This is a genomic window from Planococcus faecalis (assembly GCF_002009235.1).
In the GTDB taxonomy this organism is placed as follows: domain Bacteria; phylum Bacillota; class Bacilli; order Bacillales_A; family Planococcaceae; genus Planococcus; species Planococcus kocurii.
Map to the genome: position 1 here is coordinate 2,000,112 of NZ_CP019401.1, position 25,106 is coordinate 2,025,217.

General features: G+C 39.3%; 24 protein-coding genes. 5 read left to right on the forward strand and 19 right to left on the reverse strand.

What is annotated here, in order from left to right; translation table 11 throughout:
- Positions 1–22 precede the first annotated feature (22 nt).
- The 5 genes from AJGP001_RS10015 to AJGP001_RS10035 all read right to left on the reverse strand — a co-directional run bounded on the left by AJGP001_RS10015 (position 23) and on the right by AJGP001_RS10035 (position 4,399).
- Positions 23–1,057 (reverse strand): FecCD family ABC transporter permease, encoded by a 1,035-nt coding sequence (locus tag AJGP001_RS10015; RefSeq protein WP_078080493.1) that lies wholly within the window; start codon positions 1,055–1,057, stop codon positions 23–25.
- Positions 1,050–2,066 carry a FecCD family ABC transporter permease gene (locus AJGP001_RS10020; RefSeq protein WP_078080494.1) on the reverse strand — a complete coding sequence of 339 codons (1,017 nt, stop codon included), beginning with the start codon at positions 2,064–2,066 and terminating at the stop codon, positions 1,050–1,052. Before AJGP001_RS10020 ends, AJGP001_RS10015 begins: the two co-directional genes overlap by 8 nt.
- Positions 2,067–2,133: 67 nt before the next feature.
- Positions 2,134–3,117 carry an ABC transporter substrate-binding protein gene (locus tag AJGP001_RS10025; protein ID WP_078080495.1) on the reverse strand — a complete coding sequence of 328 codons (984 nt, stop codon included), beginning with the start codon at positions 3,115–3,117 and terminating at the stop codon, positions 2,134–2,136.
- Between the two features lie 386 nt (positions 3,118–3,503).
- On the reverse strand, positions 3,504–4,196 hold the full coding sequence (locus AJGP001_RS10030) for a DUF3169 family protein (protein ID WP_078080496.1): 693 nt from the start codon (positions 4,194–4,196) through the stop codon (positions 3,504–3,506).
- Positions 4,193–4,399, reverse strand: coding sequence for a helix-turn-helix transcriptional regulator (locus tag AJGP001_RS10035; protein WP_071153772.1), 207 nt, complete (start codon positions 4,397–4,399; stop codon positions 4,193–4,195). The genes AJGP001_RS10030 and AJGP001_RS10035 overlap by 4 nt, the downstream gene beginning before the upstream one ends.
- Positions 4,400–4,826: 427 nt before the next feature.
- Here AJGP001_RS10035 and AJGP001_RS10040 point away from each other — a divergent pair, with 427 nt between their 5' ends.
- Entirely contained in the window at positions 4,827–5,225 is a 399-nt protein-coding gene (locus AJGP001_RS10040) for a hypothetical protein (protein WP_071153773.1), read from the forward strand.
- 455 nt (positions 5,226–5,680) lie between these two features.
- On the opposite strand, the gene AJGP001_RS10045 is transcribed toward AJGP001_RS10040, so the two are convergent.
- The gene (locus tag AJGP001_RS10045) at positions 5,681–5,935 is read right to left on the reverse strand and encodes a hypothetical protein (RefSeq protein ID WP_058385096.1); all 255 of its coding nucleotides are present in this window, start codon (positions 5,933–5,935) and stop codon (positions 5,681–5,683) included.
- A 23-nt stretch (positions 5,936–5,958) separates the two neighbouring features.
- Positions 5,959–6,852 (reverse strand): acyl-ACP desaturase, encoded by an 894-nt coding sequence (locus tag AJGP001_RS10050; RefSeq protein WP_058385095.1) that lies wholly within the window; start codon positions 6,850–6,852, stop codon positions 5,959–5,961.
- 101 nt (positions 6,853–6,953) lie between these two features.
- Between AJGP001_RS10050 and AJGP001_RS10055 the strand changes: the two genes are divergently transcribed.
- Complete coding sequence (locus AJGP001_RS10055) at positions 6,954–7,340, forward strand: GNAT family N-acetyltransferase (RefSeq protein WP_078080498.1); 387 nt, start codon at positions 6,954–6,956, stop codon at positions 7,338–7,340.
- Positions 7,341–7,945: 605 nt separating this feature from the next.
- On the opposite strand, the gene AJGP001_RS10060 is transcribed toward AJGP001_RS10055, so the two are convergent.
- The 5 genes from AJGP001_RS10060 to AJGP001_RS10080 all read right to left on the reverse strand — a co-directional run bounded on the left by AJGP001_RS10060 (position 7,946) and on the right by AJGP001_RS10080 (position 11,599).
- A complete protein-coding gene (locus tag AJGP001_RS10060; protein WP_078080499.1) occupies positions 7,946–8,227 on the reverse strand; it encodes a phosphocarrier protein HPr in 282 nt (93 codons plus the stop codon).
- Positions 8,228–8,356: 129 nt separating this feature from the next.
- Entirely contained in the window at positions 8,357–8,659 is a 303-nt protein-coding gene (locus AJGP001_RS10065; protein ID WP_058385091.1) for a PTS sugar transporter subunit IIB, read from the reverse strand.
- Positions 8,656–8,994: a PTS lactose/cellobiose transporter subunit IIA gene (locus AJGP001_RS10070; protein WP_078080500.1), complete on the reverse strand. Its 339-nt coding sequence runs from the start codon at positions 8,992–8,994 to the stop codon at positions 8,656–8,658. Before AJGP001_RS10070 ends, AJGP001_RS10065 begins: the two co-directional genes overlap by 4 nt.
- 2 nt (positions 8,995–8,996) lie before the next feature.
- Positions 8,997–10,286, reverse strand: coding sequence for a PTS sugar transporter subunit IIC (locus AJGP001_RS10075; RefSeq protein ID WP_078080501.1), 1,290 nt, complete (start codon positions 10,284–10,286; stop codon positions 8,997–8,999).
- Positions 10,283–11,599 carry a 6-phospho-beta-glucosidase gene (locus tag AJGP001_RS10080; RefSeq protein WP_078080502.1) on the reverse strand — a complete coding sequence of 439 codons (1,317 nt, stop codon included), beginning with the start codon at positions 11,597–11,599 and terminating at the stop codon, positions 10,283–10,285. Before AJGP001_RS10080 ends, AJGP001_RS10075 begins: the two co-directional genes overlap by 4 nt.
- Before the next feature lie 278 nt (positions 11,600–11,877).
- Here AJGP001_RS10080 and AJGP001_RS10085 point away from each other — a divergent pair, with 278 nt between their 5' ends.
- Both AJGP001_RS10085 and chbG read left to right on the forward strand, forming a co-directional pair.
- Positions 11,878–12,606: a GntR family transcriptional regulator gene (locus tag AJGP001_RS10085; protein WP_058385087.1), complete on the forward strand. Its 729-nt coding sequence runs from the start codon at positions 11,878–11,880 to the stop codon at positions 12,604–12,606.
- 18 nt (positions 12,607–12,624) lie between these two features.
- On the forward strand, positions 12,625–13,326 hold the full coding sequence (gene chbG, locus AJGP001_RS10090; RefSeq protein ID WP_071153808.1) for a chitin disaccharide deacetylase: 702 nt from the start codon (positions 12,625–12,627) through the stop codon (positions 13,324–13,326).
- Between the two features lie 588 nt (positions 13,327–13,914).
- On the opposite strand, the gene AJGP001_RS10095 is transcribed toward chbG, so the two are convergent.
- From AJGP001_RS10095 to AJGP001_RS10105, 3 genes are read right to left on the reverse strand one after another with little or no spacing between them, the layout of a single operon-like run.
- The gene (locus tag AJGP001_RS10095; protein ID WP_071153807.1) at positions 13,915–14,124 is read right to left on the reverse strand and encodes a hypothetical protein; all 210 of its coding nucleotides are present in this window, start codon (positions 14,122–14,124) and stop codon (positions 13,915–13,917) included.
- On the reverse strand, positions 14,121–14,870 hold the full coding sequence (locus AJGP001_RS10100) for an SDR family NAD(P)-dependent oxidoreductase (protein WP_078080503.1): 750 nt from the start codon (positions 14,868–14,870) through the stop codon (positions 14,121–14,123). The genes AJGP001_RS10095 and AJGP001_RS10100 overlap by 4 nt, the downstream gene beginning before the upstream one ends.
- Positions 14,870–16,447, reverse strand: a complete 1,578-nt coding sequence (locus AJGP001_RS10105) for an amidohydrolase (RefSeq protein ID WP_078080504.1) — start codon at positions 16,445–16,447, stop codon at positions 14,870–14,872. The genes AJGP001_RS10100 and AJGP001_RS10105 overlap by 1 nt, the downstream gene beginning before the upstream one ends.
- Before the next feature lie 169 nt (positions 16,448–16,616).
- On the opposite strand from AJGP001_RS10105, the gene AJGP001_RS10110 reads away from it, so the two are divergent.
- Positions 16,617–17,933, forward strand: a complete 1,317-nt coding sequence (locus AJGP001_RS10110; protein WP_078080505.1) for a hemolysin family protein — start codon at positions 16,617–16,619, stop codon at positions 17,931–17,933.
- Positions 17,934–18,041: 108 nt separating this feature from the next.
- Here AJGP001_RS10110 and AJGP001_RS10115 read toward each other — a convergent pair whose 3' ends face one another.
- The 4 genes from AJGP001_RS10115 to AJGP001_RS10130 all read right to left on the reverse strand — a co-directional run bounded on the left by AJGP001_RS10115 (position 18,042) and on the right by AJGP001_RS10130 (position 25,102).
- Positions 18,042–18,977, reverse strand: coding sequence for a sulfurtransferase (locus AJGP001_RS10115; protein ID WP_058385081.1), 936 nt, complete (start codon positions 18,975–18,977; stop codon positions 18,042–18,044).
- A 3-nt stretch (positions 18,978–18,980) separates the two neighbouring features.
- On the reverse strand, positions 18,981–22,562 hold the full coding sequence (locus AJGP001_RS10120; RefSeq protein ID WP_078080506.1) for a dynamin family protein: 3,582 nt from the start codon (positions 22,560–22,562) through the stop codon (positions 18,981–18,983).
- 97 nt (positions 22,563–22,659) lie between these two features.
- Positions 22,660–23,418 carry an SDR family NAD(P)-dependent oxidoreductase gene (locus AJGP001_RS10125; protein WP_071154470.1) on the reverse strand — a complete coding sequence of 253 codons (759 nt, stop codon included), beginning with the start codon at positions 23,416–23,418 and terminating at the stop codon, positions 22,660–22,662.
- A 178-nt stretch (positions 23,419–23,596) separates the two neighbouring features.
- Positions 23,597–25,102, reverse strand: a complete 1,506-nt coding sequence (locus AJGP001_RS10130; protein ID WP_078080507.1) for a carboxypeptidase M32 — start codon at positions 25,100–25,102, stop codon at positions 23,597–23,599.
- Between the last annotated feature and the right edge of the window lie 4 nt (positions 25,103–25,106).

Sequence of the window (25,106 nt, forward strand, 5' to 3'; positions counted from 1 at the left end):
TCCTCGTCCCCTTTCTACCGCATTATCCATTTCGATTTCGAAATAGGAGATAAATGAAAAATGGTGCGCCAATGGCAGCCGTAAATACGCCCGCCGGAAGATCTAAGGGTAAAAATGCAGTGCGCGCCACAAAATCAGCTAACACCACAATCATTCCGCCAATCAATGCCGATACCGGTATAAGTGCAGCAAATGAGCGACCAATCAGTAACCGCCCAATGTGTGGTGCGATTAAGCCAACAAATTCGATTCCTCCCGCGAAAGCTGCCGCCGTTCCCGCAAGAACAACACTGATCAGTAGCAACAAAAAACGCCTAGATTGAACTTTCACACCAAGCCCAGTCGCAATATCATCTCCCAATTCCTTGACACTTACAGAACGTGCCAGAAAAGCCGTCAACGGAATAAATAGGAGAACAAAAGGTAACATCGAATAGACATGTCCCCAATTTGAACCGTATAAACTGCCGGTCAACCAGAGATAGGCTTTGGTGGTTACAGCTGTATCGCTCAACACAATCATCATTAAGACAATCGCTTTCATCGCAGCTGCGATTCCGATACCGATTAATACAAGACGAATGGGTGTTACCCCGTTATTCCATGCCAGCAAATAGATGATTGAGGCGACAATTACTGCCCCTAAAATGGCAGCTAGCGGCATAAATACTGCACTAACCGTTCCTAAGAAAACCACAATAAAAATAATTGCGCCCGCAGAAGCTCCGGCTGTGATGCCGATAATGTCTGGCGAGGCTAAAGGATTCCGTATAATTGCTTGCAAAATAGATCCTGCCACGCCTAAAGCTGCGCCGACCATAAAGGCAAGTAACACGCGTGGCAATCTCAGTTCGTTCAGTATAAAGTCCGGTTCTACAATACCCATTAAATTTTTAATGATGAGCCATGGACTGATAAAACTACTCCCAATCGACAGACTCATCATCAATATCGCGATAGCTAATAAAGCGAGTGCTATTACAGTAGTAATGGTTTTTTTATCGACTTGAAAAGAAAAATTTTCTGATTTATTTTTAACCGTAATGTATCTAGCCACTCTTCACCACGCCTTTCCGAGCAATGTGAATGAAAAACGGTGTTCCAATTAACGCCGTCATCACACCAATGGGCATTTCTTGTGGAGCAATAATAAATCGAGCAGCCACATCTGCCAGTAGCAGTAAGCTAGCCCCCATTAAAGCACTCAAAACAATCACCCACCGGTAGTCAGGTCCGACGATTCCTTTGACTAAATGAGGAACAATCAAACCAATAAATCCAATTGAACCTGCTACGGCTACGGAGCCACCAGCCAATACAATAACGACTATACCAATGACCACTTTTAACAAGGCCGTTCGTTGACCTAAGCTCTTCGCTACATCTTCTCCTGCAAGTAAGATGGTCACGGGTTTCCCTAAGAATAAAGCAATGATTAAGGCGACTAGCATATAGGGCAAGACGGGAATAATCATATCTAAACTTCTTCCCGATACCGATCCTGCTAACCAAAATAAGATGCTCTGCAGTCGTTGTTCATCAACCACAAGCAACCCTTGTGTAAATGAAACGAAAAGGGCAGAAATGGCAGCGCCGGCTAAGACCAATCTAATAGGCGACAACCCGTCTTTTCCTAGTGAACCCAGAAAGTAGACAGAGACCCCTGCCACTCCTGCACCTAAAAAAGCAATCCACATATACGACTGCAGGGAATCTACAGAAAAAAAGGTCGCTGACAAGACGATAAAAAATAACGCTCCTGCATTAACGCCTAAGATATCTGGAGAGGCTAATGGGTTTCTCGTCATCGCCTGCATTAATGCACCTGCTACAGCTAAGTTAGCGCCTATAAAGGTTGCAATAATGGTTCTTGTCATTCTAGAAGTTGTGACAATAATGTGTTCGGTATTCGTTGCATCAAAGTAAAGAAGTGCTTCGATCGTCGTCCAAAATGGAATTGAGTTTTGCCCTAATGAGAGACTCAAAACAAATGAAAAAATCATCACCATAATAGAAGCAAACAAAACAACTAATTTAAAAGGTTTATGAGCTGACAACTTCCTCATATTTATCCCTGCTTTCCATAGCCATTAAAGAAAGTAAGGGATGGGATTCCCCCACCCCCTTCTCGTTTTATTTTTCTAATCCGAATCGATCGTACATATCATCCAACATGAGATTCGCTGAAATGATCCCGCCACCAAGATTCCATACAATTTCGTCTACCTCATAAACTCGATTTGATTTGACAGCGTCAAGATTTTCCCATAACGGATGGTTGGTCCACTCTTCATACGTTTTAACCACCGCTGGATCGTTTTTGTCCATGAAAATATAAAAAGCATCCGCATTCATTTCTGTAATGCTTTCTTTGTCTGTTAATTTGATGATATCTGGACTGTCATCTTGCATATTTTTGGGTCCTTCAAATCCAAGTTCAGCTAAAATGGATCCTGCAAAACCGGTGTAGTAAATACGAGAGTGATCTGCTCTAAAATTCAACACCGCAACGTGCTCTGGAGCTTCATCACCCATCTTCACTTCTAACTTTTCTTTAAAATCAATGACTCGGTTATCCCAATCCTCGATGACTTCTTGAGCTTCAGTTTCTTTATGTAAGGCTTGTCCCATCAGATTAACCGTGTCTTTAAAGACAAATACGGTTTCATGAACAATCGTTGGTGCAATGGCTGACAACTGTTCATATACTTCTTCGTGTCGAATTTTAGACGCAATGATTAAATCCGGCTTCAATTTGGCGATTTCTTCTAAGTTTGGCTGTGTTTCTTGTCCGACGATTGGAACTTCACCTAACTCTTCTGTTAAATAATTGTAAACGGGTTGTTCATCCCATGATTCCACAATGCCAACGGGCGTTACACCAAGGGCGACGGCTGCATCATTTGCGCCTTGATAAAGAGTCACCACTCGCTGGGGTGTTCCTTTAATTTCTGTAGTTCCCATCGCATGTGTGATAGTTTGACTCTTTTCATCACTTGCCGACTCTGCTTCTGTATTAGACGATGCCGAGTTGCTACACCCTGCGATAACTAAAGATAACGATATTAACGCTATACTTAAAAAAATTGTTCTCTTTTTACTCTGATTCGAATACAAATCGCTTCACTTCTTCCTTTTTTGATTAAGTTCTTATTGATAATGAAAATCATTATCAATAAGAACTTAATTTTTATTATAACGACTCTCTACTTGTATAGCTACCCTTTTTCAAAAGTTTTCTATTTAACAATTATTTAGAGCGCGTAAAATATGTTATGCAAATGAATAAACAGAAAAAAAGAAGACCATTTCTTGTGGAATTAAGTCACCACAACTAATTCACAGAAAAAAGGCCTTCCCAGGGACTCAGTATACGGCAAACACCACAGAAAAACTAACGTAAATGTGGCGTTTATCAACTACTAGAACCACCACGCGGCGAATAATAAACGACCAAAAAGCACAGATTTCTTATTCAGAAATCTGTGCTTTTGATTAATGATTTATTTATTTCGTACATGGATTAGATACTGGATGTTGGTGACCGTTAAGATAATAATGATCGTAAAAATACTAAAAAGCTGTGAAGAATCTGAAGCAATCGAGTATAACAACAATAGGATCACCGCTCCGACTAAAAGAGAATTCATCGTATAATGAGTTTTGTATAACCCACCAAGCATGACATGTTTTTCTCCGTCATCAGAAACTTCTAGTAACTTTTTTGCGTAATCTGTGTCATTGATTGAAGGAAGTTCACGCTCTGGATACATTTTTTGTACAAGACTAGAAAGTATGAAAGAGAGTGCAGCGCTGACAAACGCTAAAGCAATACCTGTCACAAGCATCCAAAAAGCTTGACCTGTTATAGCAGTCACACTTAAAGCTGCTAAACTGATCAACATGGCAACGTTGGAACAAAGACTGGCGTCTGAATACCGTCTGTACATACGTCCTTCTGCGGCATCTTCATCATCTCCGGTAAATTCTTGATTGGTAAGTGACAAAACGCTGAAATAGAAATATATCGTAAGCAAAGTTAGTAGTGCTGCGATTGCTAGAAGAGCAATATTGCCTATAAATGCATAGCCAGACAAATCGATGCGAAAATCGTCTTCAAGTAAAACTAGCATTCCGAAAAATCCAACCAATGCGCCAATAATCAGCTGACCACTTGTTTTTAACATTTTCTTCATCCTAACTCCTCCTCGTCGAATTGAAAAATCTCTTGAACCGGTTTATCAAAGACCCGCGCAATTTTCATTGCAATGAGCAACGAAGGCATAAACTCTTCGCGTTCGATCAAACTTACGGTTTGGCGTGAAATCTTTGCACGTTTCGCCAATTCTGTTTGATTTATACCTAAACTCGCCCTTAACTCCTTTAACTTTGTTTTCATGTCTTCACCTCTTTATAACTAAAGTGTAAACGATACGTTTCAAAATGACAAATATATTAGTCAAAAATGCGACTTTAATGTTAAAAATTCTTTTTACAAGCAAGACTAGTTAAAACGAGAAATGTTCTCTATCAACTATATTCTTGAAATAAGGTACAATCAAATTACTCGAGTATATGAAAGAATTATCTGATTTCCCTTAAATTAAATACAATTCTAAATGAGTTGTTTTTTATTTCCTGTTAAATGGGGACTGTATTTATGGAAAGTCATTGTTAATGTTAATGCAAGGGCTTATCGGTATGTTCGGTTAAATAATATGTCATTAAGAGAGCATAACCTTTAACAAAAGGACCATTTTGTAGAATATATAGGTAACTTCTTTACCCTTTATCCGTCTAACGATAAAAGGAGGGATTAGCTGAGAATGCGAATATTATTTTTAAGTTTGTCTGTTTTTATTTTATCAACAACTATTGGATGTTCTAATTCTTCAATTACACCAGAAACTTATACAACTCAAAATCCGGACGCAAAAGAGATTTTAACATTAGACCCTAAGGCTGATATATTTCAACTCGATGGTGTGATTTATCAGACTGGAATTGAGTGGGTTGAAGAACTGTCTTTAACCAAAGATGAACAGGTAGGAGAAATAAAAACAAGAAATGATACTGATACAAACTTTGAAGATGGTATGTCGAACAAGTTGCCTGTTGGTGCAAAAATTTATTCAGCTGAAGAATCGGATGAAGTTGCAGGGCCAATTTTACTCGTAGAATCAGAGGGGAAACTCCTTAAATACTACGGACTTGTAGAAGGTTAACCAATTTACCTATATCCATAATCGGATACGATTGTTGAGTAAACTTTTTAGAAAAGAATAGCCTTTGTTTTAGAATTGAGGCAAAGACTAACCTCATCATATAAATTCATATGAAGTAAGTAAAACCAAATGAGATTCTTTGCTCAGAAATGAAAATAGTATCGACAATCCTCTGTTTTCTATACGCCGATTGTAAATTAAGATAGACAACTGAAAAAGCCATCCTCTAAAGAAGATGACTTTCCTTTTTTCCGACGCCTGTATCCTCGGTTCCTCATATATAAGGATGCAATTATTTATTCTTGCCGTGTGAATATCATTAGAACCTAGTTGAATTCTCTTTTCATCAATCCACATTTCATCTATTTCACTAAAGTGATGCGTCTTTACTACATTACGTACTTGTAATACTGTTTTAAGAGATTCAATTTAGGCTCATAAATAGAGCTGAGGAATTAATTTTCGATTTCAAGAATAGCCTCGATTTCTTCTTGGACCTCTCGATTCACCAAACGAGAACGTTTTTTTCTCAATTCAAGATCCATTTCTTGGTCAATAAAGTTATTCGTATGTTTATCAAAACAATTAAAACAAATAGAGTAAAAGTCTTTATTCTCTTTCTTTAAAAAATTAAATTCCCACGTTTCAAGTTCCAAATAACTTACTTGATCTTTCGTTTCTTTTCCACATATTTCGCAAGTTGTTTTCATGATAAAAAAATCCTTTCATACAACTACCTTTTATTTTTTTCCTGACGCTCTTTGATTCTTTTTAAGCGCCCATGATATTTCAATATATTCGCTTGTGATTGTTTGGCATCTTCGCTAGTAGGCTGCAAGTTGGCAATATCCCAATATTTAATAACGACATCTAATACTTGGTCAAAGTATTGGAGTGGTCCATAATTCGTATCTATGGCAATGGTTTTCATTCTATCCTTAAAGTCTGGCATAACGGCACCTGGCATAGAAAAATTAATAATTACTTTCTCAAAAAAAACAATGAAATTCGGATCAAGTTCAAGATGGGCTTTCACTGTGTCGCGATAGAATGCATAATGAAGTGCTTCGTCTTTCGCTACACGTCGAAGTAATGTTGCTAAATCTTTGTCGTAAAGACCCGCTACCTTAGCTACATTATTATAAAAAACGAGTGTAGCTAACTCTTGCAAAGTAGTATAGGCCATTGTTGCTAGAGGATTCGTGAAGTCCGGAAACCAACCACTTTCAACTACTCGTTTTCTTAATTGATGCAATCTTACGGGATCAACATTTCGTGTCACCAATAAATACGTTTCCAGTAAGTTAGAGTGCTGGTCTTCTTCAGCCGTCCAAGTGCGTACGAAATCATTTATGACTTCCATTGAATTTTTAAATGTATAATCCAAATGCGAAGTATACCAAGGTAAATTTACTTCTGTAAGTAACGCTGTTTCTACCGCAATAACTACACCTTCTGGAAGAGTTACTTGACTCTCCTCCCAAGGAACTCGTTTAAAGGACATGGCCTTGTCCCATGGTATAAATTCGTGATAGCTCCAATCAATATTTGCAGAACGTTCCTTATGTAATTGATATAATTCTTTAAGGCGTGGTTCTAAGCGTATATCTAAATCTGAATTTAACATGATCTATTCTCCTTTAGGTGTTTTCCTAACTTTAAACCATTTGAATTTTTTTAACAATAAGAAAAGCAACTTTAACTGATGCTGATGAGCTTCAAAAATGCATGCATTCAGCTTATTTAAAGTATTCGGATAGGATAAACATTAACAATCTACCTCCAATGAATGTAGATTATAAAGATGAAATAGCTTTTTTTCCAGTTTGGGTTGTGGAGTTTAATAACCAACTAATCGCTGGATTGGTATTAGTATTTGAAGAAGATTATGCATCACTTGCTAATATTGCTATAGATCCTGACTTTCAAGCTAAAGGTTTAGGGAAGTTTTTACTAAACTTTGCAGAACAGGAGATAAGAAATAGAGGATATTTAGAGATGAAATTGGCTACTCATGTTTTATTCACTGAAAATGTATTATTTTATCAAAAACGAGGGTGGGTTATTGTCGATCAAGATGAAACTAAGGTCTATATGAAAAAGTATTTGAAATGAGTTTTTCACACACGGGTGCGATTGTTGAGTAACCATTTTGAAAGAAGCACTTGGTAATGCATCCCAAAAGTTGGAGTTTAAATCTAACTTTTGGGATGTTTTTATATGGCAAAATTTCTATAGAGCAACCGAAAATAAATACTCGGTTACAAAGTGCTATCGCCAATCTTCTTTTTTCTGTACTTAAATGGCATATTTTATGAACTCTTGTTGGAAAAGCAATAATCCAATACACTCGCCTCTCCCATTAAAACAGTCTTTGCAGAAAAGTTCGAGACGATGATTGTAAGAGGTACAGTCGATACTCAGTCATTTTATAATCTCTGTGCTGTCCTCTAGACACCTTAAAAATGTTGAAAGGAGGATACTCCGCTCTTCATAAAACAAGGACAATAAATTTTACGCTTCGCTTTACTTACTCCATGCCTTCTTAAATACGTATTTATGTGCCTAGAAGTGTGAAATTATTGCTTAAACTTGTCTACTTCGTATTTAAAAGTATCTCTACCGCTGTTAATATGTCTAACAACATACCTTTTTCTCTCGCTGTGACAGAGTTGTATTTTTACTTTTATCGTCATCCCCCTACTATCCACATGTATTTTTTATTTGCGAACACTTATTTTGGCTAGTTTTTCGTTTAGCAATGTTTTTTCTAATTCATTTAATGCCTTTTGTTCGTCGCTGCCATCAGCTTTAATGTCGAACTCAGAACCAAATGCAATTCCTAAAGACATAACCCCTAGTATGGATTTTAAATTGACCGTTTTTTGGTTATAAACCAATTTGACATCTGCTTCAAACTTGTTTGCTACGTTTACTAAAATTGTTGCAGGACGCGCATGGATTCCCAATTCATCTGTAATTGTAAATTGTTGACTAACCATCTTCTTCAAACTCCTTCGCTATTTGTGTTCCCCAAATTTTTTCCGCAATATTTTCCATTTTTTCATAAGTATTAACTAAGCTACCAAAGCAAACGATAGCTTAGTGTAGGTGAATACCGCTATAGTACCTTATCCCTTTAACTCAATTGCCTGGTCTAATACTTTGTCGCCTTGCATCATTCCATATGCCATCTGATTAATAATATCCACTTTGATTCCCAGTGGTTCTACTTGTTGTTTAATCTTTTTTTCAAGGTATCTAACTTGTGGACCAATCAAGACGACATCAATTTTTTCTAAATTATTTTTTAATTGTGATTCTGCAACTGCACTAATTTCTACGTTCATCTGTCTTTCTTCAGCCGCTTTTTTCATTTTGTTCACTAGCATAGAAGTAGACATTCCGGCCGAACATACCAAAATAATCTTCATTTTTTTGCCTCCTCAATCATTTGCATTTTTTCATACATATCGATCATTTCACTCGCTAAGTCTTTCACTGTTATTGCTGTCATCAAATGATCTTGGGCATGAACTAAAATCACAGAAATTAGGTTGACTTCTCCGTTCGCTTCTTCTTGCAAAAGCTTAGTTTGCTGCTGATGGGCTACAGTAAATTCCTCTTCGGCTTCTGCAATTTTTTTGCGAGACTCATCAAATTTATAGTTTTTTGCTAAAGTAATCGCTTCCATTGAACTAGACCGTGCGTTTCCAGCATGTAAAATGATCGTGAATGACAACATTTGGATTTCTTCTACTGTTTGCATCGTTATTCTCTCCCCGCTTGTTTTCTTAAAGCTCTTGCTCCTACTATAACAAATGGAATATACATCAATGTAGCGAGCACCAGATTAAATACTTGCAGTGCAACCCCTCGCCAACTCCCACCTGTCACTAAATAACCACTTAAAATGGGTGGTGTAGTCCATGGAATTATGGCAACAGTCTTTGGTACCAAGCCGCTAGACAAAGCTAGATAAGAAGTGATGGTTAAGGTTACAGGCACCATTATAAATGGGATTAACATAGCCGGATTAAGTACAATCGGTAAGCCAAAAATTACAGGTTCGTTGATATTGAATATTGCGGCTGGAGAAGAAAGTTTTCCAACTTCACGATAAGGATGATTTTTTTCTTTTCTGATGACAATAAAAATCGCTGCGATTAACGCAATTGTTGTACCTGATCCCCCCATAAATACATACGAATCAAGAAATGGCTTAGTTACTGTATTTGGCACATCAAATGCGGAAACCCCACTTTTGAAAAGTTCTAAGTTTTCTTGAATCAAGGGCAAATACAGTGGTTCAATAATAGAGCCAATAATATTTGTTCCATGTAACCCGAAGAACCACAATAAGTGATTCAAAAAGGCAATAAAAATCGCGGCTGGCAGTGTATTTCCGAGTCCTTGTAACGGTTGTTGAATCACGATAAAGATAAATTCAAATACACTTATCTCGGCAAAAATACTCATAAGGGCCTGGAAGCAACCCACTAAAATTAAGATAATGGTTGCTGGAATTAAAGCTTGGAACGAACGTGCAACCCCTTCAGGAACACCTTCTGGCATTTTAATGGTCCATCGTGATTTTACTAAAATTCGAAATAACTCTGTCAAACCAATTGAAAGAATCATTGCAACAAATAAACCTTGAGCTCCCAGCCAAGCAAAGTTCAATCCCCAATCTTCTGTTACTGGAACAAGCATAATGTAAGCTGCAGCAGATATTAAACCTGCAGACAAACCATCTATTTCATAGGACTTTGCTAGATTGTAAGCAATCGAAAACGCAACTAAAAGTCCTAAAACTGCGAATGTTCCATTCCAAATACTCCCCCCGACCGCTTGCCAGTTTCCTTCACCTAATACGCCATTCATCCATTCTACAAAATTGAAAGAACCTAATGGCGGAAAGTTATTGATTAAAATAGCCAGTGATCCTACAATAATTAACGGCATGATAGAAACAAAACCATCACGAACTGCTACAAGGTGACGCTGTGCACCAATTCTACCCGCAATCTCAATAAACTTTTCGGTAACTTTACCATTCATCCTGTCTCCTCCTCGAATTGTGGTAAGTAATCTTTGTGTGCTTTTAACAGTTCGTCTAGCAAGATTTTACTGCCCTTTTCATCACTCACTAGAGGATTCATAATCATTGCATTATACGCATCATTGTAATTGCCAGAGAGACCGGCTTTAATAACAAGTTCTTCAAATGCCTTCATTTGGTAAACCACTCCTTTAATCACTGAAGGCAGTGGACCGACCGAAATGGGCTTTGCCCCATTTTTAGAAATGATGCAATTGGTTTCAATTACTGCGTCGTAAGGCAAATCCGGAATAGCACCATTGTTGAAGGTATTGACTGTTTGTACGTCTTTTTTGTTATTGTAAATGGAATTCATTAAGCTGCAAGCCACGTCGCTATAAAATGCACCTCCACGTTCTTCAAGTTCTTTCGGTTTATCATTTAAGTTTGGATTTTGATAAAGTTCAAATAATGATTTTTCTAGTTCTTGTACATTTTCTGCACGCGTTCCGTTTTCATTAAACGCTTTAATGTCCTTGGCTAATACTTCTTTTGTTTGGAAGTAATATTGATGATAGGGATTAGGCAAAAGCTTTGTTGCATCGATAAATGTACTTGACCAGCCAAGATTCACGATATTCGCGGGAGAGTAATCCAAACCTTGTTTTAATTTGTTTAGCACTTCTTCTGTATAATCCAGCCCATTCACTGTCACTTTTTTTCCGAAAACAAAGTGATTTATTCCGATGAATTCAATTTCTACTTCCTCTGGCGAAACATCCAAAATCTCAGCTGTAGAATGGCGCATATTAAAAGGAATATTGCACACGCCGATAACTTTATCGTGCGCTGAATGCTTTAATAGCGTTTCTGTAATAATTCCTGCTGGATTTGTAAAATTGATCATCCACGCTTCAGGACAAATATGATGAATATCTTCTGCCATTTCCATCATGACCGGAATCGTTCTAAATGCTTTAAAAATTCCACCAGCTCCATTTGTTTCTTGTCCGATAAATCCATGACTTAATGGAATACGTTCGTCTTTCGCCCTTGCTTCTAATCCTCCGACTCGGATTTGTGTAGATACAAAATCAGCACCTATTAAGGCTTGTTTGCGATCCAATGTCCATGTCAGGTTAATAGGCTTACCGGATTTCAAAATCATTCTTTTTGAAAGTTCTCCAACTACTTGTAGTTTGTCCTTTCCATTTTCTACGTCGACCAATACAATGTCCGTTACAGGCAATGAATCATGTCTTCGAATAATCCCTTCAATAATTTCAGGGGTATAACTTGAGCCACCGCCGATAACAACTATCTTTAAACTCATTTCACAAAACTCCTTTACCGTTAAGATGAAAGCGCTCTCACTCTATTGTGCAAAACATACTAATAGAGCTGTAGATCTAGCTACATGTAGACCTTCTTAAGCCACGCCTAATTAGTCAATTTATTCTGTTAATAATAACTTTTTTTCTTAAATGTAATGTATCATACATTTAAAAATTTGTATATAACAAAAATACATTTAACTTTAATGTGATAAAAGTTTGTTATTGTATCTTTAATCTTGTACACTTTAGACATTAATAATGAAGGAGCATTGCAATGGATAAAAATCAGGCACTTCATGCTTACATTAAAGAAGACTTACTTAATCAGATAAAATTAGGGACTTATAAAGTAGGTGACAGAATTCCAACCGAGTTAGAATTGTGTAAAGACTTTAATGTTAGTCGGACGACTGTTCGAACTGCACTAAAACAACTTACTATGGAAGGTTACCTCGTCAGAAAACAGGGCAACGGTACTTTTGTTGCAGAACAAAAAGTGAAACAGACACTTTCCCATACTGTTGAGCGCTATAGTGATCAAATAGCAGTTCAAGGTAAAAAAGCAGAAATATCGCTTGTCAGCATTCAAGTAATTCCTGCTACAGAATCATTAAAACAAGTTTTAAATGTATCTATCGACGATCCAATTCAGTGCATAGAAAGAATTAGAAAAGCAAATGGAGAGCCAACACAATTCGAAATTTCTTATATTCCATGGTCATTAGCACCTGGTATTACGCAACAACATGCAGAATCTTCTTTGTATGAAACACTAAAAAAGGTTTATCATTTACAAATTGCTAAGACCACTGAGCATGTAGAAATTATCTTTCCAGATGAGCGAGTTGCTCAGCATCTGCAGTATAAAGAAGGATTGCCTTGCTTTTATATCGAGACCGTAGCAGAGGATATAAATGGCAATGTATTCGAGTATTCACGCTCCTACTTTCGAGGAGACAAAACAAATTTTGTCATCAGTCGCAATTACTTGATGGACGAATAAGTAAAGGGGGCTTTATTAGTGAGAGTGCTATTTAATGCAGATGACTTTGGATTAACTGAAGGTGTGACGGATGGAATCATCCAAGCTCACACCAATGGGGTTGTTCAATCCACTACACTTATGATGAATGGACTTGCAAAAGACTATGCTGTAGAAAAAGCGAAACAGTTTCCCTCTTTGCGCGTAGGAATCCACCTTGTGCTAACTTGGGGAGTGCCTTTAAGTAAAGAGGTACCGTCATTAATCAATGCGCAAGGCTTGTTTAAATATACAAGTTCTTTTGAGGAGATGGATCCTCCGCGTTTGGAAGACGTAGAAAAAGAATGGCGAACTCAACTAAATGCCTTTATCGCTACCGGCATTCCGCTCCATCACATAGATAGTCATCATCACGTCCATGGCTGGGAAGCATTAAAAAATGTCGTACTAACACTTGCTGAAGAATATTGCGTTCCTGTTCGGTATGTAGATTCTTTGAAAAAACATCCGACTGTTCTTTTATCAGAAGTTTTATGGCTGAATTTTTATGACAACGGGATTAGCAAAGACATTTTCAACAGCCTTCAGCAATTTAAAGGCAAAACAGTCGAAGTAATGACCCATCCCGCAATCGTAGACGATCCATTAAAAGCGATAAGTTCCTACCAAGAGAAAAGAGCAGAAGAACTTTCCATCTTGTGTGCATTAAAAATTCCAGAATGGGTGGAGCTTATGGAATGAGTATGCTTCTGTCTCTTTTCTTCTTTTCGCTTTTTCTACCGTTTTAGAATTCCTCCTAGCTACTGAAAATAAGACGTTTCAAATAGCAAATTCTGCTTGTTAAATTTGACTCTTCGGCTTTATTTGATGCAGTTTGTCTTTAAGCTGCTTCTGTAGAGACTCTATGTCAAACTTAGGAAAATCCCAAGGCATGCATGTGGTTCATTTATTAAGTACGAAATACATTTGAAATGTTGGAAAGCCGCCTCTTGAGCGGCTTTTTCTATTAATATTTTTGATGGCTACGCCTCGCAATAAAAGCTTAAGAAAATTCTTATTAGTTTATTCCAATTATTTGGATATACTGTCCGAATACAATGAAATACTGTCCATTTTCCAACAAATACTGTCCAAATCTCACAGGATACTGTCCGCATCATATACTTTACTGTCCAAACGCCAAAATGCCTCAAAAAAAGGGCAACTCGCGCGAAGCGAATTGCCCTTTCAACCACTATTATCATACTTTTACTGCAACGATTGGCGTCATAACACCAAGAATGTCCATTTCTATTTTTAATAATGGACTTAGCCCAGCGAATCGCTGGATTAGTTTTTACGTTCGTTCATTTCTGAAACAGCGCCATTAAATTTGTCGAAGTCGAACTCGACGCTATTGGGTTTGTAGAAAAACAAGATCGATTCTTTTTCGCCTTGTGCAAGTAAGAACGTGACGACAGCCTTTGGACTTGTCATATCAATTCCTGCTTGGTTGGCATCCGTAAGTTTTGTCAAAATGTGTTCCGGTGTCTTGCTCACTCTAGTTGCCCCTCTCCGATTGCCGGCAAATTGCGGATGTCTAAAATGGTCGGCAACTTATTAAAATCTGGTCTTTGCGTCATGTCCATCAACATCGCTGCTGTTTCTTCTGGGCTGCTTAACAGGCCATTTTCTTTGTAGTGAAGAAACTTTTCCAGTAAAGGAAAATCAGCCGCTTCGCTTTGGCGGATTTTTTCTTGCATGCCCGTATCAATGATTCCAGGTGCTACTGACACTACTTTTACATCGGCATTTTCTGCGTCCAAGCAAGAGCTAAAATGATCCAACCCTGCTTTTCCAGCACAATAAGCGCTCCATCCCTCATAAGCTTTGCGGCCCGCTCCTGAAGAAATATTAATGATTTTTTTGTGACTCGACCGGTCTTTCAGCTGTGCAATAAATGCACCACACAATAACATCGGCGCCGTTAAATTAAGGACAATGCTTTGGCTAACTTGTGCTGTGTCGTTTGTATGAGCAAATCCTATCGGTTCAATCGTCCCCGCGTTATTTACTAGCACAATGGTTTCCGTATCTTTCGAAATCCACTTTAATGCCTGTCCCATCATATCTTCAATAGCATCTAGTTTTGTTAGGTCAAACGCCAGAAAGTTTTCATTTGGCCAGTTTTCTGGTTTAGTGCGCGCAATTCCAATGACTTGGTGACCTTGTTCATTAAGTTGTCGACTCCATTCAAAACCGATTCCTTTGGATGCGCCCGTAATAATATATGCTTCTTTTGCCATTATTTTTTTCCACCTTGTTGATACATAATTTCTCCTGCTACGACGGTCATTACGGTTTCAACTTCTAAAATCTGTTCTTCGTTACCCGCAAATAGATCTCGGTCAAATACCGTGAAATCGGCGTCAAATCCTTCACGAATAATCCCTCGTACGTTTTCCTTGCCGATCGTCGCGGCACTCCCACTGGTGTACAACTGAACGGCTTCAAAGCGTGATAGTTTTTCTTCTGGCTGGTAACCTGCATGCGTTTCATAGGGCTTCCTACGTGTCACCGCAGCGTAAATCCCAAGACGCGGGTCTGCCTCTTCAATTGGCGCATCCGATCCCCCGGCACAAATCAAGCCGTGGTCCAATAGTTTTTTCCAAGCGTATGACCATTCTAAACGGCCTTCACCCAGCCGTTCCACTACCCAAGGAAAATCAGACGTCACGAAACTTGGCTGAAGATCTAACGCCACTTCGATTTGTTGCATGCGCGCTACTAAATCTTCACGGACGACCATCGCATGGATAAGACGGTCCCGTTTGTGTGCAGATACCGGATGTGCTTCAATGGCGTCTAACGCCATTTCAAGCCCAAGGTCTCCAATCACATGAATCGCTACAGCTTCTCCGTGTTTGCGTGCAACAGACACCAGCCGTTTTAATTCCTCATCTGACTGAATTGCCACACCGACAGTAGACGGATCATCATTATAGGGTTTGCTTAACAAAGCTGTGCGCCCACCAATCGACCCATCAGCAAAAATTTTCATTGGGCCGGGGTCAATAAACGGTTCAGCATAAGAAGCGTTTTCCATCATTTCCTCAAACGCACTGTGCGCTCTTAACAAATGTGCACGGAATTTCATATGGTCTCCAATCACATTTTTAAAAGCCTCGAGCGGTCGTGAATAATGACCGTAATAGCCCATGTCTTCTGTGTGGGCGCCCGTTAATCCGAGCGATAGTAAATGATCTACTGATTTTTGCAAAGCACGTGTTAAATAATTAACGCTAACTTCCGGGACTTGATTGGATACTAAATCCTGTGCTGCATCTAATAAGTAACCCGTCGGCTCTCCATCTGCATCCCGCACGATGAGTCCACCTTCTGGGTCTAGACTTTTCTTTGTAATTCCCGCAAGTGCTAATGCACTCGAGTTCGCCAAAATTGCATGACGGCAAACTCGTTTCAGCAGCATTGGTGACTTACTAATTTCATCAAGCTCATGGCGATGGAATATTTTACGGTCTGCAAAATTATTTTCATTCCAGCCTTCCCCGATAAACCAGTCGTCTTCTTTTAGTTCTTTCGTTGACTCAATTAATTGTTCACGCATTTCTTCTGAGCTTTCGATTTTTGACAAATCGACGCGCATCAATTTTTCACCGTGGCCGATCATGTGCATATGGCTATCAACTAATCCTGGATACATGCTCGCGCCTTTTAGATTAATTTCCTTATCAGCGAATGGTTTTAACTCTTCATAAGCCCCAATCTTCTCTATGCGATCGTCAGACACTAACACAGCTTCTGTTGTAGTACCTTCTGCTTCCATTGTATAGATTGTTCCCCCATGCCATAACGCGTTCATCTAATCACTCCTTTTCTCTCTCTTCATCATATGTTTATTCGCTGCTGCATTCAATACGTTTAGTCTGATTATTTATTGATTCGTCCGTAAAGCAAATGCTCTTTCTTTTATGTTATACTGTGTTTACTTATAGAAAGCAGAGGTGAACCCTCCAAGTCGGAGGGACGAATTGGACAGTATACTCATTCTCAATTTGGTTATGGTTGCGCTTTTAATCGGGCTGACCGCTTTATTTGTTGGATCGGAGTTTTCCATTATCCGTGTCAGGATGTCCCGCATCGATCAACTCGTTTCAGAAGGCCATAAAAATGCCATTCTAACGAAGAAAATCATTAGCAATTTGGATTATTATTTATCCGCTTGTCAATTAGGGATTACCGTAACGGCACTTGGCCTTGGTTGGCTTGGCGAACCGACTGTAGAAAGGCTCTTGCATCCGGTTTTTGAAAACTTTGGGATCGAAGAACCGACTGCATCTATTTTCTCCTTTATCATCGCATTTACGGTGATTACATTTCTTCATGTGGTAATTGGCGAACTGGCGCCTAAAACTCTAGCTATCCAATATGCGGAGAAAATGGCTTTTGTTTTTGCCAGACCCCTTTATCTGTTTGGCGTCATCTTAGCGCCTTTTATCTGGCTAATGAATGGCTCAGCCCGTCTGCTTTTACGTACTTTTGGTATTGAACCCGCAGAACACGAGCAGGCCCATTCAGAAGAAGAACTGAAAATCATCATGACGAAAAGTTATCACAGTGGTGAGATCAATCAAACGGAATTGTCGTATATGCAGAATATTTTTTCTTTCGATGAACGGTTAGCAAAAGACATTATGCTACCCCGAACACAAATGGAGACCATTTCACTTGAAATGAGCCATAATGACTTGATGGAGATTGTGCGAGACCATCAGTATACGCGTTACCCTGTTACCGAAAAAGGGGATAAAGACGACATTCTCGGTTTTATCAACGTCAAGGAAATGCTGACCAATTACACGTACCTACAAGATTTAAATGACAGCATCGTCGTTCATGATATTCCCTTTGTCCATGACATGGCACCGATTCAAGACGTGTTATTGAAAATGCAGAAAGAACATGTCCATATGGCGATTGTTGTCGATGAATACGGCGGAACTGCCGGAGTGATCACGATGGAAGATATTTTAGAAGAAATTGTCGGGGAAATTCGGGATGAGTTTGACGAAGACGAACGCGACGAAATTAAAGCCGTCGATATCAATAATTATTTATTGAATGGCCGTGTGCTGTTGTCCGATTTAGAAGATCGTTTTGCGATAGAATTTGATGATAGCGAAGATGTTGATACCATTGGTGGTTGGATCCAGTTAAAAAACACCGATATTGGTGAAGGTGAATCGGTAGAAATGCCGAGTCACACCATCACAGTCCGTGAAATGGAAAATCATCAAATCATTCGTGTCTTGTTAACACGCAATACCGAAATGTTGGAAACTGAATAAAAAAAATCCCCGATAGCCATGGATGCTATCGGGGATTTTTTTAGTTGAGTAGTTCTGAAACTGTTCTGGTCACTTTTAGAAGCCCCCTAGAAAGTATCGCCAAAAAATTTACTTATCCAGATTACTTAATAACGTTTTTTCGTATTCGAATTTCTTCATAAGCATTTCGCCTGAATAGCCTTCTTCGATTAATGTGGCTAAGATTTTTTTAGTTTCATCTGTTGCCGCTTCTGGGTGTTCGCCACGGTCAAATTCAACGACATTTTCTGCATCTGTGATCCAGTCTGAGAAACTGCCCATATACAATCGTAACTGATCATAGCCCTTTTCTGTCATGATCGCATACAAGGCAGCTGCAGTGACACCGCTGCCACAGTAGACAACAGCAGGTTCGTGTTTTTGAACAATGTGGCTAATGTCGTCGCCTACATGAAATTCGTCTTCAGCAACAAATTGAGCCCAATCTAAGTTTCGTGCTCCCGGAATCCGTCCAGCTACCGGATCAATTGGTTCAACAAGTCCTGCATAGCGTTCTGCAGAACGAGCATCAACTAAGACCCCTAATTCATCGCCACTAATAATGCTTTTTACGTAAGCTTGATCGGCAAAAATAGCTCGGTTAAATACCGGCTCTATTTCCGTTGGCTGGTATGTTGATTGATCCTGCGCGACTTTAATTCCCTGCTCTTTGAGCTGACTAAAGCCTTTTTTGCTAATATGAACTTTTTCAAATCCTGCATATTTCAACAACCACCAAGCGCGTGTCGCATATGGCGAACCACCTTGGTCATAAATAACAATTGAATCGTTATGTTTCAAGCCAGTTGATTTGATTAGCTCGGTCAGCTGCCGGTCAGATGGCATTGGATGTCGCCCTTCAGAAGATGACATGTCAGACATATCATTTTCCAAATCCCAAAATACAGCTCCTGCTACATGCTCATCTTCATACGTTTTTTTGCCCGCTAATGAATTTTTCAAATCGAATCTTGCATCGATCCATCTATGGTTTTCGGTATCGATTGTTTCAATAAAAACTGACATCGTCTACACCCTTCCGTCCATCAAATTTGAATACAATTGTTTCCACTGTGCCAGCTTTTCGGATTGTTGCAGTAACGTCCGCTCTGAGTCGATTTGGTCTACGGCTTGGCGTAAAATATGCTGACGCAATCCCTCTGCTTCTTGTTCAATCCAAAATTCTGCCCAGTTGCTCAGTACTTTTTTCTCTTTATCTAAATAGCTTAACGCATCAGGTTCCATCAAAGCTTGCAGCGCATCACGTAATTTCTCTTTTTCGTTTTTCTCAAAAAAGCTTTTATTGTTTTTATAATATGATTTTACCGATGAATAATCTGCTTCTGTAAACGGCTTGGTCATGTCTAGCGAGTTCGCTTCTTGCACTTCGTATGGAGTAAACGAAAATCCAGAATTTTGTTCTTTTAGTTTCGCCGTATCTTCTTTAAACCGCGATTCTAGTTTCTTTTCGATAAACTGACACAGACGGAAATTTGTGACACGCAACTCCTGCTGAAAATCAAAGCCTGTCATTTCATTCATATCCAGTAACGCTGTATCTAGTGCTTGCTGTGCCGATTTGTTCGAAAAAACGGACGGGTTAAAAGCCTCTTTAAAGAAATCATTAAAACGGTAAAAGACTCGTTGATTGACGTAATACAGCAATTCGTCTAATTCCTGTAAGGCTTCGCGCTCTAATAGCTTTGCAATGGATGCCGAGAAGAGTTTCCGCAACTGTTGCTCAAGATGCTTAAGTTCACTAAGTCGCTCATCTTTTCTTAATAAATTCTTTTCCGTATCTTCGATCAAACTGCCGAACCGGTTGACTGCTTTTTGCTCTTCTTCTGCAAGTGATTGGACAGCCATACCTTTTAGTTCTTCTTTTAAGAAATACTGAAACGCTTCTTCAAATTGCGGCATTCCTGAATGCTCACGGTCACGTAGCGCCAGTAGGCTAGAAACCCCAAACAGACGTGGGAAACGAATGCCAAAACGCTGTAGTTCGTCCTGTACATACGTCACAACGGCGTCTTTTTCTTCCACGTTATTAGCCAAATCGATAGCATTGACGACAAAGAACATTTTATCCATTTCAAATGCGTCTTTAACTCGCCCAAGTTGAATCAGGAATTCTCGATCTGCTCGTGCAAACGCATGGTTGTAATAGGTGATAAACAAAATGGCATCGGCATTACGAATATATTCAAATGCAACATTGGTATGGCGCGCATTAATTGAATCCGCTCCTGGTGTATCGACAAGCGTAACACCATTTCGTGTTAGTTCACAATCATAATAAAAATCGATTTCATCAACAAAACAGCTTTTCTCTTCTTTTGCTACATACAATCCGAAGGCTTCACGATCTGTCCGGATCGTCTCACCTAAACGATCTTTGAAATTCGGGTAGCCTTTGTTAAACGCGTTAATAAAGGATTTGTGAACTTGTTGCTCAGTCGGCGTATCTTCCGGTAACTTTGACGACTTGGCATATGCATCATCAAGAGAGGTGATTGGCACACCTAATGCATGGAAAGAATTTTTAACATCTTCAGTCATTTGCGCATGCGTTTTTAATCGCACATCTGCTGTTTCATGTGGATGTTGCTCTGAGACTGGACGAATACGGTTGATTGTAGCGGTTGTGGGGTTTGGTGACACCGGCAATACCGTTTCTCCCATTAAAGCGTTGGAAAAAGATGACTTCCCAGCACTAAAAGCGCCAAACAAAGCAATCGTGAATTCCTGACCTTCTAAACGACCTGCTTTACGTTTTAAATAGGCCGCCGTTTCAGCAAAACCTTTGATTGGATCAATAACTGCTGCTGTACGATTAGCACGCTCCAGTACAGCTTGTTCGTCAAACTCTGCCACTTCTGCTATTTTTATTTGCTGTTCTTGTTGCTGTTGCTGTTGATCGTCTTTTTCAAGCATAGATGAATCGAATTCGGTCATATCCTCAATGGAAACTTCAAATTCACCTAGCCATTGTTCTACTTTTTCTGCTGCCGCTGTTTTTTGTTTAGGTAACATTGCCGAATAAGAACGTTTCACTTTATCGATTTTGCTATCCATTTCCTCAAGTGTTTGAATTGCCAACATTTTTTTGGAAAGTGTTTGTGATTTCATATCAATTTCCGTGTTAGCGTCATCTGTCAAACCTTCAAACTTCTCTTCTTGCGCTTTTTTCCAACCATCCGTTTCACGAATGAACCAACGCTGAACAGCCGTTGAAATACTTTTGGCAAAGTTTAGTACGGCATCCCCTGTTACGGAAGCTCCTGCTGGCGTTTGCTCTTTTACAACAGAAAACGGCACAGTAAAGACGATGTCATCAATTGCTAAAGATTCACTATCACTCAATAAATTAGCATCTTTCAACGAAGACTTCATTAACTTTTTTATGTGAGTGGTAATTTGAGATGAAACCGTCGAGTCAAGTCGCTCTTGTACGTCTTGCTGTCTTTTTTGGCGTTCTTCTTCAGTCTTTTTGCCACTGAACAACATGCCAACTTTGAAGTTCGGTTGAACAGATTTCAAGTAGCTCGTTAGCGCATTACGTAGTTCATAAGGCATGATATTCGAGTTTTCCAGTAGTTCTTTGCGATTCTTTTCAAATGTCGCCTGCCAGCTCTCAAAATCCTGTACAGACATTCTACGAGATACTAATGCATGTTCTTTTTTCAAATCCTCACGCATTTCCCATTCTTGTGGATCCAGAACAGCTGAAAATGCATCCAGACGTTCTGCTTTTTCATCTTCTAAGTACTTAATGTGCTCGTCTTTTAGCTGACTTAAAGCAGAATCAGAAGCTTCGCCAACATGACCTTCCCAGTTTTGCATAGTTGAAGATACTAAAGACTTGACCTGTTCAAAATCATTCCCCGGAAACTCAAAATCTTTTAAAGACGTGAAGAAAATACCTTTAGGAACGACTCCCCAAGCTGCAAACGAATCGTGAACAGATTGTTGAAAATCCACAAAGCTCATTTCACTGTTTTGATGCTTATCAATTTGATTAACGATTAAATACAATTCCGTGTATTTCTGCAATTCTTTCGTGAAATTAAAATTCAATTCGGATTGAACATGGTTATAGTCCATCACATAAAAGACCATATCTGCCACGTGAAGAGCCGATTCTGTTGATAACCGGTGAGCGTCATCCGTTGAGTCAACGCCCGGTGTATCCATAACTGTGATGCCTTTTGGCAAAACAGAAGCCTGGTGCCCAATGTCAATTTGCGTAACTTCTCCGCTCTTACAAAATTCCTTTACCGCATTAAAATCGTAATTCTCAGGAAAGTAAACCGGCTTTTCGTTTCGCATATTCACAATCGCAAAATCCGTATCCGCTTTTTGGACATTAACAATGTTAGCACTGGTCGGAATTGGACTAGATGGCAACAAAGTCTCACCCGTTAATGCATTAATCATCGATGACTTGCCAGAGGAAAAATGTCCAGCAAAGCCAATGATAAAATTATTTTTTAAGATTTTTTTTGCAAATAAATGAGCTTTGGCCTCGCGTTCGGTATCTTCGTTATCTTTAAAAATCTGATAAAGGTGGGCCGTTTCAAATAATTCTTTATGATGATCAACAACTGTCATTTAGAAATCTCCTTCTCCGCATACTATTATCTATCATATCATTTTTACGAGCGAACGAAAAACATCCTTCTCAATTTAGAGAAGGATGTTGATCTTCTTATGAAAATCCGTGGATAGACATGCCACCATCGACAAAAAGCGTTTGTCCAGTAATATAACTTGCTGCGTCTGAAGCCAAAAATACTACGGGCGACGCTACTTCTGGTAATTCTCCAACACGTTTCATTGGTGTTACTGCTAGGATGGAATCCAAGTATTCAGGATCACTTAGAATTTTTTCTGTTAACGGCGTTTTAAAATACCAAGGTCCGATCGCGTTGACACGAATATTTTGAGGTCCCCATTCCATCGCCATGACTTTGGTCATCTGAATAATGGCAGCTTTTGAAGCTGCATATATAACGCCAGTCTTCAAAGCACGGTCGCCTCCGACTGAGCTAATATTAATGATTGAACTGCCGCTGTTCATTTTTTTAACAGCTTCTTGTGAAAACATAAAGACACTTTGTGCGTTAGTATCCATGATTTTATGCCATTCCTCATCCGTTGCATCAGACAATGAAGAACGGATATTCATTCCGGCATTATTCACTAAAACGTCGATTGCTCCAAATTGCTGCACTGTTTTTTCAACTGCCGCTTGAATCTCAGTACGTTTTGTAATATCAGCAATCGTATAAGCCGTACGATCGTTGCCAATCTCCTGCTGCGTGTTTTGCAAATCTGTTGCTGTCCGGGCGACCAACATGACGTTCGCGCCTGCTTCTGCAAATGCCACGGCAATCGCTTTTCCGATTCCTTTACCAGCACCTGTAACAATGGCTGTCTTACCTTCTAAACTGAATGATTTTAACATCGCTTATCGCCTCCGCTCTCATTATAATCAAAACATTCGCTATTTGTCCTGTTCTATATGAAATTGGCGTTTTCAAACCACTTCAATCAGCAGTGGAGCAGAAAAACATTGAATGCATTGCCAGTTATCATGATTAAAAAAAGAAAAAACCGCCACGAAAATTCGCGGCGGCTGATGATTACATAGTGAGTTGATAAATTTTTGAATATTTTTCTTCAAGGTATTCCGCTAAATAATCTGCATTTAAGCCTTCCCCTGTAACGTCTTTTAAAATATCCATTGGCTTTTTAAAGGCACCATGACGATGGATATGACGAGTTAGCCATTCACGAATAGGCTCAATGTTTTGCTGCGCTAATAATTCATCGTAGTTTGGCAAGTCTTTTAGCATGGCGTTTTTAAACTGTGCTGCATACATATACCCTAGTGCATAAGAAGGGAAGTAACCAAAGCTTCCTCCCGCCCAGTGAACGTCTTGCAACACGCCTTCTGCATCATTCGTAGGTCGTACACCTAAATATTCTTCGTATTTATCATTCCACATTTCTGGCAAATCACTTACTTGAAGGTCTCCATTAAACAAGCCTTTTTCAAGTTCGTAACGCACCATAATATGCAGTGCGTATGACAATTCGTCTGCTTCAATGCGAATTAACGATGGTTTGGATTCATTGATTGCACGAACATAGTCGGTCAGATTAACCTTGCTAAACTGGTCTGGCGCATATTCTTTCAATAAATTAAAGTTTTGCTGCCAAAAATATTCATTTCGTCCGATAAAGTTTTCGCAAAACAACGACTGTGATTCGTGCATGCCCATGGATGCACCAGTTTCAATAGGAAGACCTGCCAATGCTTCTCCGAGATTTTGCTCGTACATTGCGTGGCCTCCTTCGTGAATTGTACCGAACACAGCTGTTCGGAAATCATTTTCGTCATACTTCGTCGTTACCCGGATATCTTGGCGATTAATAGAAGTCATAAACGGATGCACTGTTTCATCCAGTCGACCGGCTTCAAAATCATAGCCTAACTGCTCGAGCATTTGACGGCTGAAATCTTGTTGTGCTTGTTTTGGAAAATAGTCGTATAAAAACGCCGTTTCCGGTTTATTCGATGAGGCTGCAATTTTTTGCAGCAATGGCACAATGCGTTCACGAAGTTTGCCGAACACTTCATCTAGAATTTCAGTCGTCATACCAGGTTCGTATTGATCGAGTAGCGTATTGTAAGGACTGCCGTTTTTCTCTCCCCAGTAACCGATCATTTTTTTTGTAGTACTAACTAGTTCTTCTAAATAGGGAAGAAACGACGAAAAATCCGAATCCGACTTAGCTGTTTCCCATACGGATTCTGCTTCAGATTTTAATACAACAAATCTCTTGTATTCCTCGGGAGGAATTTTTTTGCTTAAATCAAATTCTTTCCGCGCTTCTTCTACTGAACGACGGATAAATGGATCTAATGTTACTTGTTCTGCTTCCAAAAGAGACAATAACTCACCGAATTCATCTGAAGTCGATAGGCTAAAAGCGGCTGCTGATAACGTGCCAATGCTTTCAGAACGAAGCTTCGTTCCTTTTTTGGGCGCACCTGTCCGTATATCCCAGTGCAATAACGCAATAGCTTCTTCGTAGCCTTTTATCTTACTAAAATGTTCAGTAAACTGCTTTTCAAGTGACAAACAA

Bases quoted from the DNA above. Each gene is read 5' to 3' on its own strand.
- AJGP001_RS10065 (WP_058385091.1), bottom strand. From the start codon at position 8,659: ATGAAGATTATTTTGGTATGTTCGGCCGGAATGTCTACTTCTATGCTA.
- AJGP001_RS10115 (WP_058385081.1), bottom strand. From the start codon at position 18,977: ATGTCAGTTTTTATTGAAACAATCGATACCGAAAACCATAGATGGATC.
- AJGP001_RS10045 (WP_058385096.1), bottom strand. From the start codon at position 5,935: ATGAAAACAACTTGCGAAATATGTGGAAAAGAAACGAAAGATCAAGTA.
- AJGP001_RS10030 (WP_078080496.1), bottom strand. From the start codon at position 4,196: ATGAAGAAAATGTTAAAAACAAGTGGTCAGCTGATTATTGGCGCATTG.
- AJGP001_RS10105 (WP_078080504.1), bottom strand. From the start codon at position 16,447: ATGAACGCGTTATGGCATGGGGGAACAATCTATACAATGGAAGCAGAA.
- AJGP001_RS10080 (WP_078080502.1), bottom strand. From the start codon at position 11,599: ATGAGTTTAAAGATAGTTGTTATCGGCGGTGGCTCAAGTTATACCCCT.
- AJGP001_RS10035 (WP_071153772.1), bottom strand. From the start codon at position 4,399: ATGAAAACAAAGTTAAAGGAGTTAAGGGCGAGTTTAGGTATAAATCAA.
- AJGP001_RS10055 (WP_078080498.1), top strand. From the start codon at position 6,954: ATGCATTCAGCTTATTTAAAGTATTCGGATAGGATAAACATTAACAAT.
- AJGP001_RS10050 (WP_058385095.1), bottom strand. From the start codon at position 6,852: ATGTTAAATTCAGATTTAGATATACGCTTAGAACCACGCCTTAAAGAA.
- AJGP001_RS10070 (WP_078080500.1), bottom strand. From the start codon at position 8,994: ATGCAAACAGTAGAAGAAATCCAAATGTTGTCATTCACGATCATTTTA.
- AJGP001_RS10075 (WP_078080501.1), bottom strand. From the start codon at position 10,286: ATGAATGGTAAAGTTACCGAAAAGTTTATTGAGATTGCGGGTAGAATT.
- AJGP001_RS10125 (WP_071154470.1), bottom strand. From the start codon at position 23,418: ATGTTAAAATCATTCAGTTTAGAAGGTAAGACAGCCATTGTTACAGGT.
- AJGP001_RS10040 (WP_071153773.1), top strand. From the start codon at position 4,827: ATGCGAATATTATTTTTAAGTTTGTCTGTTTTTATTTTATCAACAACT.
- AJGP001_RS10060 (WP_078080499.1), bottom strand. From the start codon at position 8,227: ATGGTTAGTCAACAATTTACAATTACAGATGAATTGGGAATCCATGCG.
- AJGP001_RS10020 (WP_078080494.1), bottom strand. From the start codon at position 2,066: ATGAGGAAGTTGTCAGCTCATAAACCTTTTAAATTAGTTGTTTTGTTT.
- AJGP001_RS10120 (WP_078080506.1), bottom strand. From the start codon at position 22,562: ATGACAGTTGTTGATCATCATAAAGAATTATTTGAAACGGCCCACCTT.
- AJGP001_RS10085 (WP_058385087.1), top strand. From the start codon at position 11,878: ATGGATAAAAATCAGGCACTTCATGCTTACATTAAAGAAGACTTACTT.
- AJGP001_RS10100 (WP_078080503.1), bottom strand. From the start codon at position 14,870: ATGGCAAAAGAAGCATATATTATTACGGGCGCATCCAAAGGAATCGGT.